Source organism: Pseudomonas sp. stari2 (genome assembly GCF_040760005.1).
Classification (GTDB): Bacteria; Pseudomonadota; Gammaproteobacteria; order Pseudomonadales; family Pseudomonadaceae; genus Aquipseudomonas.
Genome location: NZ_CP099760.1, coordinates 5,446,808 through 5,459,123, shown reverse-complemented (window position 1 = coordinate 5,459,123; position 12,316 = coordinate 5,446,808). Strand labels below are relative to the sequence as shown.

Here is a 12,316-nt window from a genome sequence, read left to right as displayed (position 1 = left end):
TCTTCATTAAATCAACCCACGCTCGATCAGCACCTGATGCGCCGACAGTGGATCTTCGGCCAGGTACAGATCAGCGATCTCGGAGGTTCTTACGGACAACTCGGCGTGGTGGATGCACACCGTTGGTCCGGCAATCATTTTCGGGCAACTGATGCCATTCAATAGTTTGGGCAACTGCACAAGGTTCATGGCTTTGCTGGAATACAGCAGGACGCCTCGGGCTTCTAGATGATCGATAGCCAACGCCAGCTCCCCGGCCGGCAGTGGCCAGTCAAATACTTGTACCGGGCAATCGGCGCTGCTGATCAGCCAGGCGCAGAGCCACAGGTGTGGCTCGAGCAGTAAATCCGACTGATTGACCAGCAGCAGTGGCGCTGTGCGCAACTGACGGTTGTTATGGTAGATGCGTGCGCCGAATTTGCTGCGCAACCAGGCATGAAAGAACACTCGCTCCATCTGCGCGCCGAACTGGCCTTGCCAGCGCTGTTCGAGGTCCGCCAGCAACGGCATCAGCAATTGCTCACACAGGGTTCGTGGCGGGTACAGCGCCATCGCCTGGTTGACGCTGTCGTCGAGGCTGCGCTCGTTCAATTGCGTGACCGCCAGCAGCGCGGCCTGGTGCAAGTGCTGCCATTCGTTTTCCAGCGGCTCGTTGACGGTTTGCGGTGTATCGAGCAGCGGCTTGACCTGGCTGACCGCCACGCCACGGTTGAGCCAGGTGAGGATGTGCTGGATACGCTGTACATGTTCGGCCGAATACAGGCGATGCCCCTTGGGTGTGCGCTGGGGCACGATCAGCCCGTAACGGCGTTCCCAGGCGCGCAGGGTGATGGCGTTGACGCCGGTCTGGCGCGCGACCTCGCGGATCGGCAGCCAGCCGTCGTCGAGTGCTTTCTTGAAGTCGGCGCCGAGGTCTTCGCGGGCGCTGGTGTCGGGTGAGTCATTCATCAAATGGCGTTTCGCAGGCTGAGGTTTTCCGGGTGCGGTTGCAGGTAAACCTGTTGCGCGATGTACGGATCGGGGTGTTGACGAAAGTGATGTTTGAGCAGCGTCAGCGGCACCACCAGCGGCACGATGCCGTGGCGGTACTGGCCGATGACGTGCTGCATTTCCTGTTTGTCTTCGGCGCTGATCGCCCGTTTCAGGTAGCCACTGATGTGCTGCAATACGTTGCTGTGGGTGCGGCGCGTGGCGCAGGTGGTCAGCGCCGCCATCAATTGGCTGAAATAGCGCGGGCCGAGTTCCACGGGATCGATTCCGCTCATGTTTCCCAGCAGATTGCCCAGCGCCTTGTATTGCACCGGGTTGTGGGCCATCAGCAGGTATTTGTAGCGCGAGTGGAAGTCGGTCAGGGCGCGGCGGCTCAGGCCTTGCCGGAGCACTTGCTGCCAGTCGCTGTAGGCGAATACCCGGGTAATGAAGTTTTCCCGCAGGACCGGATCGTTCAGGCGCCCGGCTTCTTCGACCGGCAGGTCGGGGTGCCGGGCGCAGAAGGTTTGGGCATAGATCCCGCGCCCGCTGCCGATCGGTGCACCGTTGGCGTGATAGACCTTGACCCGTTCCAGGCCACAGGATGGCGATTGCTGCATGAAGATGTAGCCGCAGATGTCGTCGAGCTCGGTGGCCATTTTCTCGCCATAAGCGGACAGCGCATCAGTGACGTCGGTCTCGCGATGAACCGTCCCGAGGGCTTGGGGATGGTCCGGGTCGCCCACCAGCCGGATCGGCTCGCGGGGAATGCCCAGGCCAATCGCGACTTCCGGACACACCGGGACGAATTCAAAATATTCAGTGAGTGTATGGGTGCACAGCCGTGATGCCTTGTGTCCGCCGTTGTAGCGCACTTCGGCTCCCATCAGGCAGGCGCTGATGGCGATCTTGGGTGGGGACGGTTCGGACATGACGGCACCTCGAATCTGAATTTGTACAGAATTTTTACTCTGTACAACATTCCTTCAGCATAGATTCAAAGGTGTACAAGTCAAATGATTTGTACAAGATTTTGGCGAAGGCTAGCGCCAACCCATTTTCCAGTGCGCATCATCCTGCAAAACATGCCAGTCCAGTTGCGTGGTGCGCCTGGTCAGGACTGCCTGCATTTCGATCTCCAGCACCGTGCCGTCCTCGTCGCGGAACAGTTCGGTCACCAGAAAGTGCTTTTCACGGTTTTGCGGGAGGGCTGCTGTCCATTTCGACAGCAGCAGTTTGCGTGGATTAAAGCGGTTCACTGCAGGTGCTCGTGCAAGCGGCGTGCAGCTTCCTGACCACTGAGCCACGCGCCTTCGACCCGGCCCGACAGGCACCAGTCGCCGCACGCATACAGCCCCAGATCGGCGTCCGCCAGCGTGCCCCACTCATGGCTGGTGGCCGGACGGGCGTAGAGCCAGCGGTGGGCGAGGCTGAAAGTCGGTGCGGGCATGGCGCTATGCAGCAATTCGGCAAAGGCACCGTGCAGGTGCTCGATCACGGCTTCCTTGGACAGGTCGATGTGCTGTCGGCTCCAGGCGCTGGTAGCGTGCAGGACCCAGGTGTCGAGGGTGTTGTCACGCCCGGGTTTGCTGCGGTTGCGGGCCAGCCAGTCGAGGGCGCTGTCTTGGACGAAGCAGCCTTCGATCGGCGTATCCAGCGGCGTGTCGAAGGCGAGGGCGACGGCCCAGGTCGGGTCCATCTTCACACCGGCAGCGGCCCCGGCGAGTTTCGGTGCAGCGGCCAGCAATGCGGTGGCCTGAGGCGCCGGCGTGGCGATCACCACATGGCTGAAGGGGCCGTGAGTGAAGCCTTCGGCGTCTTGCAGGTGCCAGTGCTCTTCACCGCGATAGACCTCGGTGATCCGGCAGGCGAAATGCACTTCCAGTCCATCGAGCAAGCCCCGGGTGATGGCGCTCATGCGCGGCGAGCCGACCCAGCGGGTCTGCTCGTCCGGCGACAGGTTCAGTTGTCCGCCATGAAAGGTGTAGAGCTGCGGCGCCCACTCGGCGACCCAGCCCTGACTTTGCCAGCGCTGAACTTCGGTGACGAAACGCCGGTCGCGGGCCGTGAAATATTGCGCTCCCATGTCCAGGGAGCCGGCGTCGCTGCGCTTGCTCGACATGCGCCCGCCGCTGCCGCGGCTTTTATCGAACAACTGGACGCTGTGCCCGGCCTCTGTCAGGGCCTGGGCGGCGGAGAGTCCGGCGATGCCGGTGCCAATGATTGCGATAGGTACAGTCATAGGGGCCTCGTTTACCTTTCTGTACAGACTACGCCGTGGATGAAACCTGTACAATTTTGTTTTTTGGTATAACTTCCAGCGTTTTCGTTCTGACAGCTTGGCCTATTGTTAAACAATAGAGCCTGTCCGATAGAAAAGATCCCTGCTTATAAAAATAGACTAGTGATCGAAGTAAAACGCCACGCGAGGAAGATGTCATGCACATATTGCTGACCGGCGGTACTGGATTGATCGGACGTCAGCTCTGCCGGCACTGGTCGGGTCAAGGCCACCGGTTGACCGTGTGGAGCCGTCGTGCGGAAAAGGTCGCGAAAATCTGCGGCACTCAAGTGCGTGGCATCGCGCGTCTGGAGGACCTTGGCGATGAACCGGTCGACGTGATCGTCAACCTTGCCGGCGCGCCGATTGCCGATCGGCCATGGACCCATCGGCGCAAGGCGTTGTTGTGGAGCAGCCGGATCACGCTCACCGAAACGTTGCTGGCGTGGCTGGAAAATCGCGGGCAGAAACCTTCACTGCTGATCTCGGGCTCGGCCGTGGGTTGGTACGGTGACGGTGGTGAGCGCGAGTTGACCGAAGAGTCGCCACCGGTGGTTGACGATTTCGCCAGCCAGTTGTGCATTGCCTGGGAGGAAACCGCGCAGCGGGCCGAAGCAATGGACATCCGCGTAGTGCTGGTTCGGACCGGGCTGGTGCTGTCGGCCGAGGGCGGTTTTTTGTCGCGCCTGTTGCTGCCGTTCAAACTCGGACTGGGTGGGCCGTTGGGCAATGGTCGGCAGTGGATGTCGTGGATTCATATCGACGATCAAATCGCCCTGATTGATTTTCTTCTGCACCGCGATCAGGCGAGTGGTCCTTATAATGCGTGCGCGCCGAAACCTGTGCGCAATCGCGAATTTGCCAGGACGCTGGGCCGCGTGCTTCATCGCCCGGCGTTCATACCGATGCCGGCCCTCGCCTTGAAGGTCGGGCTCGGCGAGATGTCATCGCTGTTGCTGGGTGGCCAACGGGCCACGCCGGCACGCTTGCTGGAAGCCGGATTCAGTTTCCGGTTTACGGATTTACGCGCGGCTCTGGACGATCTGTCCAGCCGCCTCTGAAATAGGACGTTGCATGACCGATCACGCCTTGCTTCTGGTCAACCTGGGTTCGCCGGCCTCCACTTCGGTGGCCGACGTGCGCAGCTACCTCAATCAATTTCTGATGGACCCGTACGTGATCGACCTGCCATGGCCGGTGCGGCGTCTGCTGGTATCGCTGATCCTGATCAAGCGTCCCGAGCAGTCGGCCCACGCCTATGCGTCGATCTGGTGGGAGGAGGGTTCGCCACTGGTGGTGCTCAGCCGTCGCCTGCAGCAGCAGATGACGTCACAGTGGACCCACGGCCCGGTGGAACTGGCCATGCGTTACGGGCAGCCGTCGATCGAATCGGCGCTGCTCAAACTGGTGGCAGCAGGGCATAAGCGCATTACGCTCGCACCGCTTTATCCACAGTTCGCCGACAGCACCACCACTACGGTGATCGAAGAAGCCAAGCGTGTGGTGCGCGAGAAGAAACTCGATCTGCAACTGTCGGTGTTGCAGCCGTTCTACGATCAACCGGAATACCTCGATGCCCTGGTGGCGAATGCCCGGCCGCACTTGCAGCAGGATTACGATCATCTGTTGCTGAGCTTCCACGGTTTGCCGGAGCGGCATCTGACCAAGCTCGACCCGACCGGCAATCATTGCTTCAAGAATGAAGATTGCTGCAGGAACGCTTCGGCTGCCGTCCTGGCCACCTGTTATCGCGCCCAATGCCTGCGCACGGCGGCGTTGTTTGCTGAGCGTATGGGGCTGCCGGACGGCAAGTGGTCGGTGTCGTTTCAGTCGCGGCTGGGCCGGGCGAAATGGATCGAACCCTACACCGAAGCGCGGCTGGATGAACTGGCCAAGAGCGGCGTGAAGAAGGTTCTGGTGATGTGCCCGGCGTTTGTTGCCGATTGCATCGAGACCCTGGAAGAGATCGGCGATCGCGGCAAGGAACAGTTCCGCGAGGCGGGAGGGGAGGAGTTGGTGCTGGTGCCGTGCCTGAACGATGACCTGCAGTGGGCGAAGGCGTTGGCGACGTTGTGTGAGCGGGCGCCGTTGGCCCTCTGAAAACATGATCGTTCCCACGCAACGTGGGAACGATCAACGCTCAAGGCTTAGAGCAGCGGCTCATCCGCCTTCTTGTGTTTCCAGCTGTCGTTGCCCGGCAGGATCAGGTTCAGCGCAATCGCCACCACCGCGCACAGCGCGATGCCTTTGAGGCCGAAGTCGTCCGGACCTGTGCCGGTGCCGACCAGCACACCGCCGATACCGAACACCAGAGTCACTGAAACGATCACCAGATTGCGCGCCTCGCCCAGGTCGATCTTGTGACGGATCAGGGTGTTCATCCCCACCGCTGCAATCGAACCGAACAACAGGCACAAAATCCCGCCCATCACCGGCACCGGAATGCTTTGCAGCAGGGCGCCGAACTTGCCGATGAACGCCAGGGCGATGGCGAAGATCGCCGCCCAGGTCATGATTTTCGGGTTGTAGTTCTTGGTCAGCATCACCGCGCCAGTCACTTCGGCGTAGGTGGTGTTGGGCGGGCCGCCGAACAGACCGGCAGCCGTGGTAGCGATACCGTCACCGAGCAGGGTGCGATGCAGGCCCGGCTTTTTCAGGTAGTCGCGACCGGTCACGCTGCCGACTGCAATCACGCCGCCGATGTGTTCGATGGCCGGGGCCAGGGCCACCGGGACGATGAACAGGATCGCCTGCCAGTTGAACTCCGGCGCGGTGAAATGAGGCAGTGCAAACCACGGGGCCACCGCAATCTTCGCGGTGTCGACGACACCGAAATAGAACGACATGGCGAAACCCACCAGTACGCCGGAGATGATCGGCACCAGACGGAAAATGCCTTTGCCGAAAACCGCCACGATCAACGTGGTCAGCAGCGCTGGCATCGAGATCATCATCGCGGTCTGGTAATGGATCAGCTCCGATCCGTCACCGGCCTTGCCCATCGCCATGTTCGCGGCAATCGGCGCCATGGCCAGGCCAATGGAGATGATCACCGGACCAATCACCACCGGCGGCAGCAGACGGTCGATGAACCCGGTGCCTTTGATCTTCACGGCCAGGCCCAGGAAGGTGTAGACGAAACCGGCCGCCATCACGCCGCCCATGGTCGCAGCGAGGCCGAACTGGCCCTTGGCGAGAATGATCGGGGTGATGAAGGCAAAGCTCGACGCGAGGAACACCGGTACCTGACGCCCGGTGACGATCTGGAACAGAATCGTCCCAAGACCTGCGGTGAACAGTGCCACGTTCGGGTCAAGGCCCGTGATCAGCGGCATCAGCACCAGGGCGCCGAAAGCCACGAACAGCATCTGCGCGCCGGACAGCACCGTGCGCCAGAGCGGATCGTTGAACTCATCCTGCATGGTCAAGCATCCTTCTGCTTGGTGCCGAAGATCTTGTCACCGGCATCGCCAAGCCCAGGAATGATGTAACCGTGCTCGTTGAGTTTCTGATCGATGGACGCGGTGTAGATGATCACGTCCGGGTGAGCTTTCTCGACAGCGGCGATGCCTTCCGGCGCGGCAACCAGCACCATCGCGCGGATGTCCTTGCAACCGGCCTTCTTCAGCAGGTCGATGGTCGCAACCATGGAGCTGCCGGTGGCGAGCATCGGGTCGATGATCATCGCCAGGCGTTCGTCGATTTCCGGAACCAGTTTTTCCAGATAGGTATGGGCCTGCAGGGTTTCTTCGTTACGGGCAACGCCGACGGCGCTGACCTTGGCACCCGGGATCAGGCTCAGCACGCCTTCGAGCATGCCGATGCCGGCACGCAGGATCGGCACGACGGTAATCTTCTTGCCGGCGATTTTCTCGACCGACACCGTGCCGCACCAGCCTTCGATATCGTAGGTTTCCAGCGGCAGGTCTTTGGTAGCTTCATAGGTCAACAGGGCACCGACTTCCTGAGCGAGCTCGCGGAAATTCTTGGTGCTGATGTCTGCACGGCGCATAAGGCCAAGTTTGTGACGGATCAGCGGATGGCGGATCTCTTGGATGGACATGGGGAAAGGCTCCGGCGGCGGGCAAAAAAACCGGCCTAGATTAATCTATCCGAGGGTGATGTCCTATAGGACATACAGTACGTTAGTCCACAAATGCTTGATTCGGCCGTGAGGGATGCGTACCTTTGCCCGCTTTTCCGAAACAGACCCCCCTTGGAGAGCGCCATGTCCGCTGATCTCGAGCATATCCGTCAAGTCATGCGAGAGGCTGACTGCCTGTACACCGAAGCTGAAGTCGAGGCTGCCATTGCCCGCGTCGGTGCACAAATCAACGAACAACTGGCCGAGAGCAACCCGGTGGTGTTCTGTGTGATGAACGGCGGGCTGATTTTCTCCGGCAAGCTGCTGACCCATCTGCAGTTCCCGCTGGAGGCGTCCTACCTGCACGCCACCCGCTATCGCAACGAAACCAGCGGCGGCGACCTGTTCTGGAAAGCCAAGCCGGAAGTCTCGTTCATCGACCGTGACGTGCTGATCATCGACGACATTCTCGACGAAGGTCACACCCTGGGCGCGATCATCGACTTCTGCAAACATGCTGGCGCGCGCAAAGTGCACACCGCCGTGCTGATCGACAAGGACCACGACCGCAAGGCCCGTCCTGACCTGAAAGCCGATTTCGTCGGCCTGCCGTGCGTCGACCGTTACATCTTCGGTTATGGCATGGACTACAAAGGCTACTGGCGCAACGCCAACGGGATCTTCGCCGTCAAAGGCATGTAAGCGTCCCCTTAAAGATCGCAGCCTCAGGCTGCGATCTTTTGCTTTTAAAGACTGCTAAAGTGCTCGGCCCCGCCCTCCGGAGCCTGTCATGAGCCTCTTGATCCGCAGCTGCGCCGCCCTGTTGCTGACCCTCAGCCTGCCCCTGGCTGCCGCCCCGATGCACAGTCAATTCCTGCCGCCCGACGACCTGACCCTGCGCGATGCCGAACCCGAGCAGCAGCAACTGTTGCAGGTCACCGATTATTCCGTGGTGGTCGGCGCCCAGCGCCAGTCCAACCAGCAGCCGATTCCGGTGACGTCGCCATTGATGATCCGCCTGAAGGGCAAACCCTTGAACAAGGGCGCGACGATCAATCAGGTGCTGGTCAGCTTCGATGGCGAAAGCAAAAGCCTGAAAAAGCCGGTGTACGACGACAAGCACAAGACCCTGACCCTGTTCTATCCGCTGGCCCAATACCGGGTGATTATCGATCTGCTGCGTAATGACACCGTGTACGTGCAATTCCTCAGCTACGCGAACGGCCACATCTGGGCCGATCTGCACACCGGCAGTACGCGTGCGCGTTGAGCCCCGTGCCCGGGCGGGGGTAAACTGCCCGCCCCGTGAAATGTCTGCGAGCTGGAGTCGGCAATGCGTAAAGATAAGAAACAAGTGATTGGTGACGAGATCGGCGATGAGCAGATCAAGCTGTTCCTCGATTTTGAGCCGGTCGACGCCACCTCGCCGTCGCTGCACAAACTGGTCAAGGCTTACCGTGGCCTGCGCATCGACGATTTCGAGCGTTTCCTGACGTTCTTCGTTGCAGCCGGTTATGACCTGGATGGCAAGGACGAGCACGGCAAGACCTTCGTCGACCAGATCCGCGATCAGCGTAACGCTGCGGAATACATCGAGTTGATCGAGAAAGCACGCGGCTGATAGCTCGCGGTTTTCCCGAGGCATAAAAAAAACGCCCCTCACTCACCGAGTGCGGGGCGTTTTTCATGGAGCCGAATCAGGCGTAGCTTTCGGTCTCGTTACTGGCTTCGACCAGTTCCAGCGCGACGTTGTTCTGCGCGTTGATCTTGCGGTACAGCGCAGCGTCGGTCTCCAGGACCTTTTCACGGGCCGGGAAGATTTCCGCCAGTTTGGCAGCCCACTCACCCTTGGCCTTGGCCGGGAAGCATTTCTCGATCAGTTCCAGCATGATCGAAACGGTCACCGAAGCGCCTGGCGAAGCGCCGAGCAGGGCAGCGAGGGATCCGTCCTTTGCGGCCACCAGTTCGGTACCGAACTGCAGGATGCCACCCTTTTTCGGGTCTTTCTTGATGATTTGCACCCGTTGGCCGGCCACTTCCAGGCGCCAGTCTTCGGCTTTCGCCTCGGGGTAGAAACGACGCAGGGATTCCAGACGCTGTTCCATCGACTGCATCACTTCGCTGACCAGGTACTTGGTCAGGTCCATGTTGTTTTTCGCCACGGCCAGCATCGGGCCGATGTTGCCGGCGCGAACCGACATCGGCAGGTCCATGAAGGAGCCGTGCTTGAGGAACTTGGTGGTGAAACCTGCGTATGGCCCGAACAGCAGCGACTTCTTGCCATCGACCACGCGGGTGTCCAGGTGCGGCACGGACATCGGTGGCGAACCCACGGCAGCCTGGCTGTAAACCTTGGCCTGGTGATGCTTGACCACTTCCGGGTTGTCGCAACGCAGCCACTGGCCGCTGATCGGGAAACCGCCGAAACCTTTGCTCTCTTCGATGCCCGAGGCCTGGAGCAGCGGCAGGGCTGCGCCACCGGCGCCGAGGAACACGAATTTGGCGTCGACTTCACGGCTGCTGCCGCTGTTGACGTCCTTGATGCTGACGGTCCAGCCATTGGCGTTACGCTTGAGGCCGGTCACGCGCTTGCAGTATTTGACCTGGGCATCCGGAGCGCTGGTCAGGTGCTTGAGCAACTGATTGGTCAGTGCGCCGAAGTTGACGTCGGTGCCGTTGATCACGCGGGTGGCGGCGAGCACCTGGTCTTTTGGACGACCCGGCATCATCAATGGCATCCACTCGGCCATCTTCGCCTTGTCTTCGGTGTATTCCATGTCGGCGAAGGCGTGATGCTTGTGCAGCGTGTTGAAGCGTTCCTTGAGGAACGAAACGCCTTTTTCGCCTTCGACGTAGCTCAGGTGCGGCACCGGGCTGATGAAGGATTTGCACGATCCAAAGGTGCCTTTCTTGGTCAGGTACGACCAGAACTGCTTCGACACCTCGAACTGGGTGTTGATGTGCACGGCTTTCTTGATGTCGACGGTGCCGTCGGCAGCCTGCGGCGTATAGTTCAGCTCGCACAGGCCGGCGTGGCCGGTACCGGCGTTGTTCCACGGGTTGGAACTCTCCGCGGCACCGGAATCCATCAGCTCGACGACTTCCAGCTTGATCGCCGGGTCGAGCTCTTTGAGCAGGACTGCAAGGGTGGCACTCATGATGCCGGCCCCAACCAGAACTACGTCGACTGCTTCGTTATGCGCCATTTAACGCGTCTCCAAAATCTGCAGCACCAAATTGTCGGCATGGCTGCCAGGTATCCGAGGCAGGTCAGTTGCGCCCCAGGAACCCATGGCCAGGTTTGCCATGTCCGAATCTTCGCAATTTTTCGCAACTTCGACGGATGCGTGCGGCCTGGCTTCAAGAGTCACATGAACTCATTTCAGCACGTGGCTGGCAATTCGACTTATGGTCGAGACATCCGTTTGTGCAACCAAATCCGTAGCGGACAGGCTTCAGGCTCCGGTCTTCGAGGCGTACCCGTTCCTGTGTCGTTGGGCTGTTTCAGACGCTAATGGTGCATGTTCAGACGCAAAACTATTCATTTGCTCGCCACACTCTTGTGAAGTTGTGAAAACCCGTTTTTTTCACGCTCTTTTGAAGACGTGAACCTCAAAAAGGGCTGTCCGGGCCTGGCACCTTGCCCGGAAGGATTGCCGCCACGCGATACATGGGCAGGCAAAACGGGCAAACAACTCAGTGACCGAGCGTCATGACAGCTCTGCAGATTCGCGAAAAGCGGGGAATTGCCAGGGAAACAGCAAGCACGCCAGCTTCACTCGATCTGTGTGGGCGGCTCTCTGTGGGCGATTTTGATGCCAATGCAAGCGCATTGACGCTGTTGCGGGGCCCGATCAGGAGACGTCCTTATAATCGGGGGGAGATTGTATCGAAGAAATGCGGGGAGTTGGTCGAGTTTAATGACTTTTATTAGGCATCCGGTCAGATGCTCAACATCGCCTGGGCCCTTGCGCGAGGGCGGTGCTGTTCGACCCGGGCGCTGGCCGGCAGAGGCTGGTGCAACCAGTTGAGGCGGATTTCCTCGATTTCGACCCAGCCGTCACCCATTGGCTGCAGGCTGCACTGTTTGAAAGCCTGGCAATGGCCATTGTGGTCGAGCAGGGCGAAGCTGCGGTGCAGCGGACGTGGAGCGAACAACGAGATCAGATAGCGCATGGTTTATGTTCCTTCTGGAGATCTGTGACGAAGATTGTCAAAAGACCGTGAAGCGAACATGTAAGGGCGGTGAACAATCTGTGACAGGAACCGCGTGCACCGGGGTTTGTCAGAGATTTCAGTGCTGGTGACCCGCAGTGGCCCACCGCTATACTGCGGGCCTGTCTGTGCCTGATTCTGGAGAGAAGAGCATGTTGCAACGCCTGTTGTTCGGTTTGATCACTGTGACCAGTTTGACCCTGGTTGGCTGCGCCCACAGCCCGCAACAACTGAGCCCGGAACCGAAGCTGACCACTCAGCTGGCACCGGTCGGCCATGGCCAGCCTGTCGTGGTTCGCGTAGTGGACGGTCGTCCGTCGCCAACCCTCGGCACCCGTGGCGGCCTGTACCCGGAAACCAGCGCCATCACTGTGCAGCGTGAGCAGATCCTGCCGAAGTTGCAGGCCCAGGCCGAAGCGGCCGTGCGTCTGCTGGGCTTCACCCCGTCCAACGGCGCGATGAACGCTCCACAACTGACCGTGACCCTGACTGAGCTGAAATACCAGTCGCCGAAAGAAGGCATGTACGTGACCGAGGCCACCATCGGCGCGACATTCCGCTCCGACGTGCAGAGCGGCAACCGTCGCTACAGCGGCCGTTACGGTGCCTCGCTGGATCAGCGTTTCGGCATGGCGCCGAACCAGGAAACCAACACCAAACTGGTCAGCGATGTGCTGAGCGATGCGCTGACCCGTCTGTTCAAGGACCCGAGCATCGGCCAGATCCTCGCCGAATAAGGCATGCGCCAGATGTGAAAAAGCCCGGAG

General features: G+C 60.2%; 14 protein-coding genes. 6 read left to right on the top strand and 8 right to left on the bottom strand.

The window, feature by feature from the left end:
- Window positions 1–6: 6 nt before the first annotated feature.
- From NH234_RS24975 to NH234_RS24960, 4 genes are all read right to left on the bottom strand, one after another.
- Complete coding sequence (locus NH234_RS24975) at window positions 7–948, bottom strand: MerR family transcriptional regulator (RefSeq protein WP_367254581.1); 942 nt, start codon at window positions 946–948, stop codon at window positions 7–9.
- Window positions 948–1,901 carry a DUF523 and DUF1722 domain-containing protein gene (locus NH234_RS24970; RefSeq protein ID WP_085733631.1) on the bottom strand — a complete coding sequence of 318 codons (954 nt, stop codon included), beginning with the start codon at window positions 1,899–1,901 and terminating at the stop codon, window positions 948–950. The genes NH234_RS24975 and NH234_RS24970 overlap by 1 nt, the downstream gene beginning before the upstream one ends.
- 111 nt (window positions 1,902–2,012) lie before the next feature.
- A complete protein-coding gene (locus tag NH234_RS24965; protein WP_085733632.1) occupies window positions 2,013–2,228 on the bottom strand; it encodes a TIGR02450 family Trp-rich protein in 216 nt (71 codons plus the stop codon).
- On the bottom strand, window positions 2,225–3,211 hold the full coding sequence (locus tag NH234_RS24960; protein ID WP_085733633.1) for an NAD(P)/FAD-dependent oxidoreductase: 987 nt from the start codon (window positions 3,209–3,211) through the stop codon (window positions 2,225–2,227). Before NH234_RS24960 ends, NH234_RS24965 begins: the two co-directional genes overlap by 4 nt.
- A 197-nt stretch (window positions 3,212–3,408) precedes the next feature.
- Here NH234_RS24960 and NH234_RS24955 point away from each other — a divergent pair, with 197 nt between their 5' ends.
- A complete protein-coding gene (locus NH234_RS24955; protein WP_367254579.1) occupies window positions 3,409–4,311 on the top strand; it encodes a TIGR01777 family oxidoreductase in 903 nt (300 codons plus the stop codon).
- 13 nt (window positions 4,312–4,324) lie between these two features.
- Complete coding sequence (gene hemH / locus NH234_RS24950) at window positions 4,325–5,350, top strand: ferrochelatase (protein WP_367254578.1); 1,026 nt, start codon at window positions 4,325–4,327, stop codon at window positions 5,348–5,350.
- A gap of 47 nt (window positions 5,351–5,397) precedes the next feature.
- Here hemH and NH234_RS24945 read toward each other — a convergent pair whose 3' ends face one another.
- Both NH234_RS24945 and upp read right to left on the bottom strand, forming a co-directional pair.
- Entirely contained in the window at window positions 5,398–6,672 is a 1,275-nt protein-coding gene (locus NH234_RS24945; RefSeq protein ID WP_085733636.1) for a uracil-xanthine permease family protein, read from the bottom strand.
- Between the two features lie 2 nt (window positions 6,673–6,674).
- Window positions 6,675–7,313 carry a uracil phosphoribosyltransferase gene (gene upp, locus NH234_RS24940; RefSeq protein ID WP_007951682.1) on the bottom strand — a complete coding sequence of 213 codons (639 nt, stop codon included), beginning with the start codon at window positions 7,311–7,313 and terminating at the stop codon, window positions 6,675–6,677.
- A 165-nt stretch (window positions 7,314–7,478) separates the two neighbouring features.
- Between upp and NH234_RS24935 the strand changes: the two genes are divergently transcribed.
- The 3 genes from NH234_RS24935 to NH234_RS24925 all read left to right on the top strand — a co-directional run bounded on the left by NH234_RS24935 (window position 7,479) and on the right by NH234_RS24925 (window position 8,955).
- Window positions 7,479–8,036, top strand: a complete 558-nt coding sequence (locus NH234_RS24935; protein ID WP_367254574.1) for a hypoxanthine-guanine phosphoribosyltransferase — start codon at window positions 7,479–7,481, stop codon at window positions 8,034–8,036.
- An 88-nt stretch (window positions 8,037–8,124) separates the two neighbouring features.
- Entirely contained in the window at window positions 8,125–8,604 is a 480-nt protein-coding gene (locus tag NH234_RS24930) for a hypothetical protein (RefSeq protein WP_085733638.1), read from the top strand.
- Window positions 8,605–8,667: 63 nt separating this feature from the next.
- Window positions 8,668–8,955, top strand: a complete 288-nt coding sequence (locus NH234_RS24925) for a PA4642 family protein (protein ID WP_085700871.1) — start codon at window positions 8,668–8,670, stop codon at window positions 8,953–8,955.
- Between the two features lie 76 nt (window positions 8,956–9,031).
- Here NH234_RS24925 and mqo read toward each other — a convergent pair whose 3' ends face one another.
- Together mqo and NH234_RS24915 are read right to left on the bottom strand one after the other, a co-directional pair.
- A complete protein-coding gene (gene mqo / locus NH234_RS24920) occupies window positions 9,032–10,540 on the bottom strand; it encodes a malate dehydrogenase (quinone) (protein WP_085733639.1) in 1,509 nt (502 codons plus the stop codon).
- A gap of 736 nt (window positions 10,541–11,276) precedes the next feature.
- On the bottom strand, window positions 11,277–11,510 hold the full coding sequence (locus tag NH234_RS24915) for a hypothetical protein (protein ID WP_085733640.1): 234 nt from the start codon (window positions 11,508–11,510) through the stop codon (window positions 11,277–11,279).
- Between the two features lie 191 nt (window positions 11,511–11,701).
- Between NH234_RS24915 and NH234_RS24910 the strand changes: the two genes are divergently transcribed.
- Complete coding sequence (locus tag NH234_RS24910; RefSeq protein WP_085684758.1) at window positions 11,702–12,286, top strand: YajG family lipoprotein; 585 nt, start codon at window positions 11,702–11,704, stop codon at window positions 12,284–12,286.
- The last annotated feature ends 30 nt before the right edge of the window (window positions 12,287–12,316 follow it).

What these genes read in the sequence shown, in the direction of transcription:
- NH234_RS24930 (WP_085733638.1), top strand. Translation starts at nt 8,125, where the DNA reads ATGAGCCTCTTGATCCGCAGCTGCGCCGCCCTGTTGCTGACCCTCAGC.
- mqo (WP_085733639.1), bottom strand. Translation starts at nt 10,540, where the DNA reads ATGGCGCATAACGAAGCAGTCGACGTAGTTCTGGTTGGGGCCGGCATC.
- NH234_RS24925 (WP_085700871.1), top strand. Translation starts at nt 8,668, where the DNA reads ATGCGTAAAGATAAGAAACAAGTGATTGGTGACGAGATCGGCGATGAG.
- NH234_RS24955 (WP_367254579.1), top strand. Translation starts at nt 3,409, where the DNA reads ATGCACATATTGCTGACCGGCGGTACTGGATTGATCGGACGTCAGCTC.
- NH234_RS24975 (WP_367254581.1), bottom strand. Translation starts at nt 948, where the DNA reads ATGAATGACTCACCCGACACCAGCGCCCGCGAAGACCTCGGCGCCGAC.
- NH234_RS24935 (WP_367254574.1), top strand. Translation starts at nt 7,479, where the DNA reads ATGTCCGCTGATCTCGAGCATATCCGTCAAGTCATGCGAGAGGCTGAC.
- NH234_RS24970 (WP_085733631.1), bottom strand. Translation starts at nt 1,901, where the DNA reads ATGTCCGAACCGTCCCCACCCAAGATCGCCATCAGCGCCTGCCTGATG.
- NH234_RS24945 (WP_085733636.1), bottom strand. Translation starts at nt 6,672, where the DNA reads ATGCAGGATGAGTTCAACGATCCGCTCTGGCGCACGGTGCTGTCCGGC.
- hemH (WP_367254578.1), top strand. Translation starts at nt 4,325, where the DNA reads ATGACCGATCACGCCTTGCTTCTGGTCAACCTGGGTTCGCCGGCCTCC.
- NH234_RS24960 (WP_085733633.1), bottom strand. Translation starts at nt 3,211, where the DNA reads ATGACTGTACCTATCGCAATCATTGGCACCGGCATCGCCGGACTCTCC.
- upp (WP_007951682.1), bottom strand. Translation starts at nt 7,313, where the DNA reads ATGTCCATCCAAGAGATCCGCCATCCGCTGATCCGTCACAAACTTGGC.
- NH234_RS24915 (WP_085733640.1), bottom strand. Translation starts at nt 11,510, where the DNA reads ATGCGCTATCTGATCTCGTTGTTCGCTCCACGTCCGCTGCACCGCAGC.
- NH234_RS24910 (WP_085684758.1), top strand. Translation starts at nt 11,702, where the DNA reads ATGTTGCAACGCCTGTTGTTCGGTTTGATCACTGTGACCAGTTTGACC.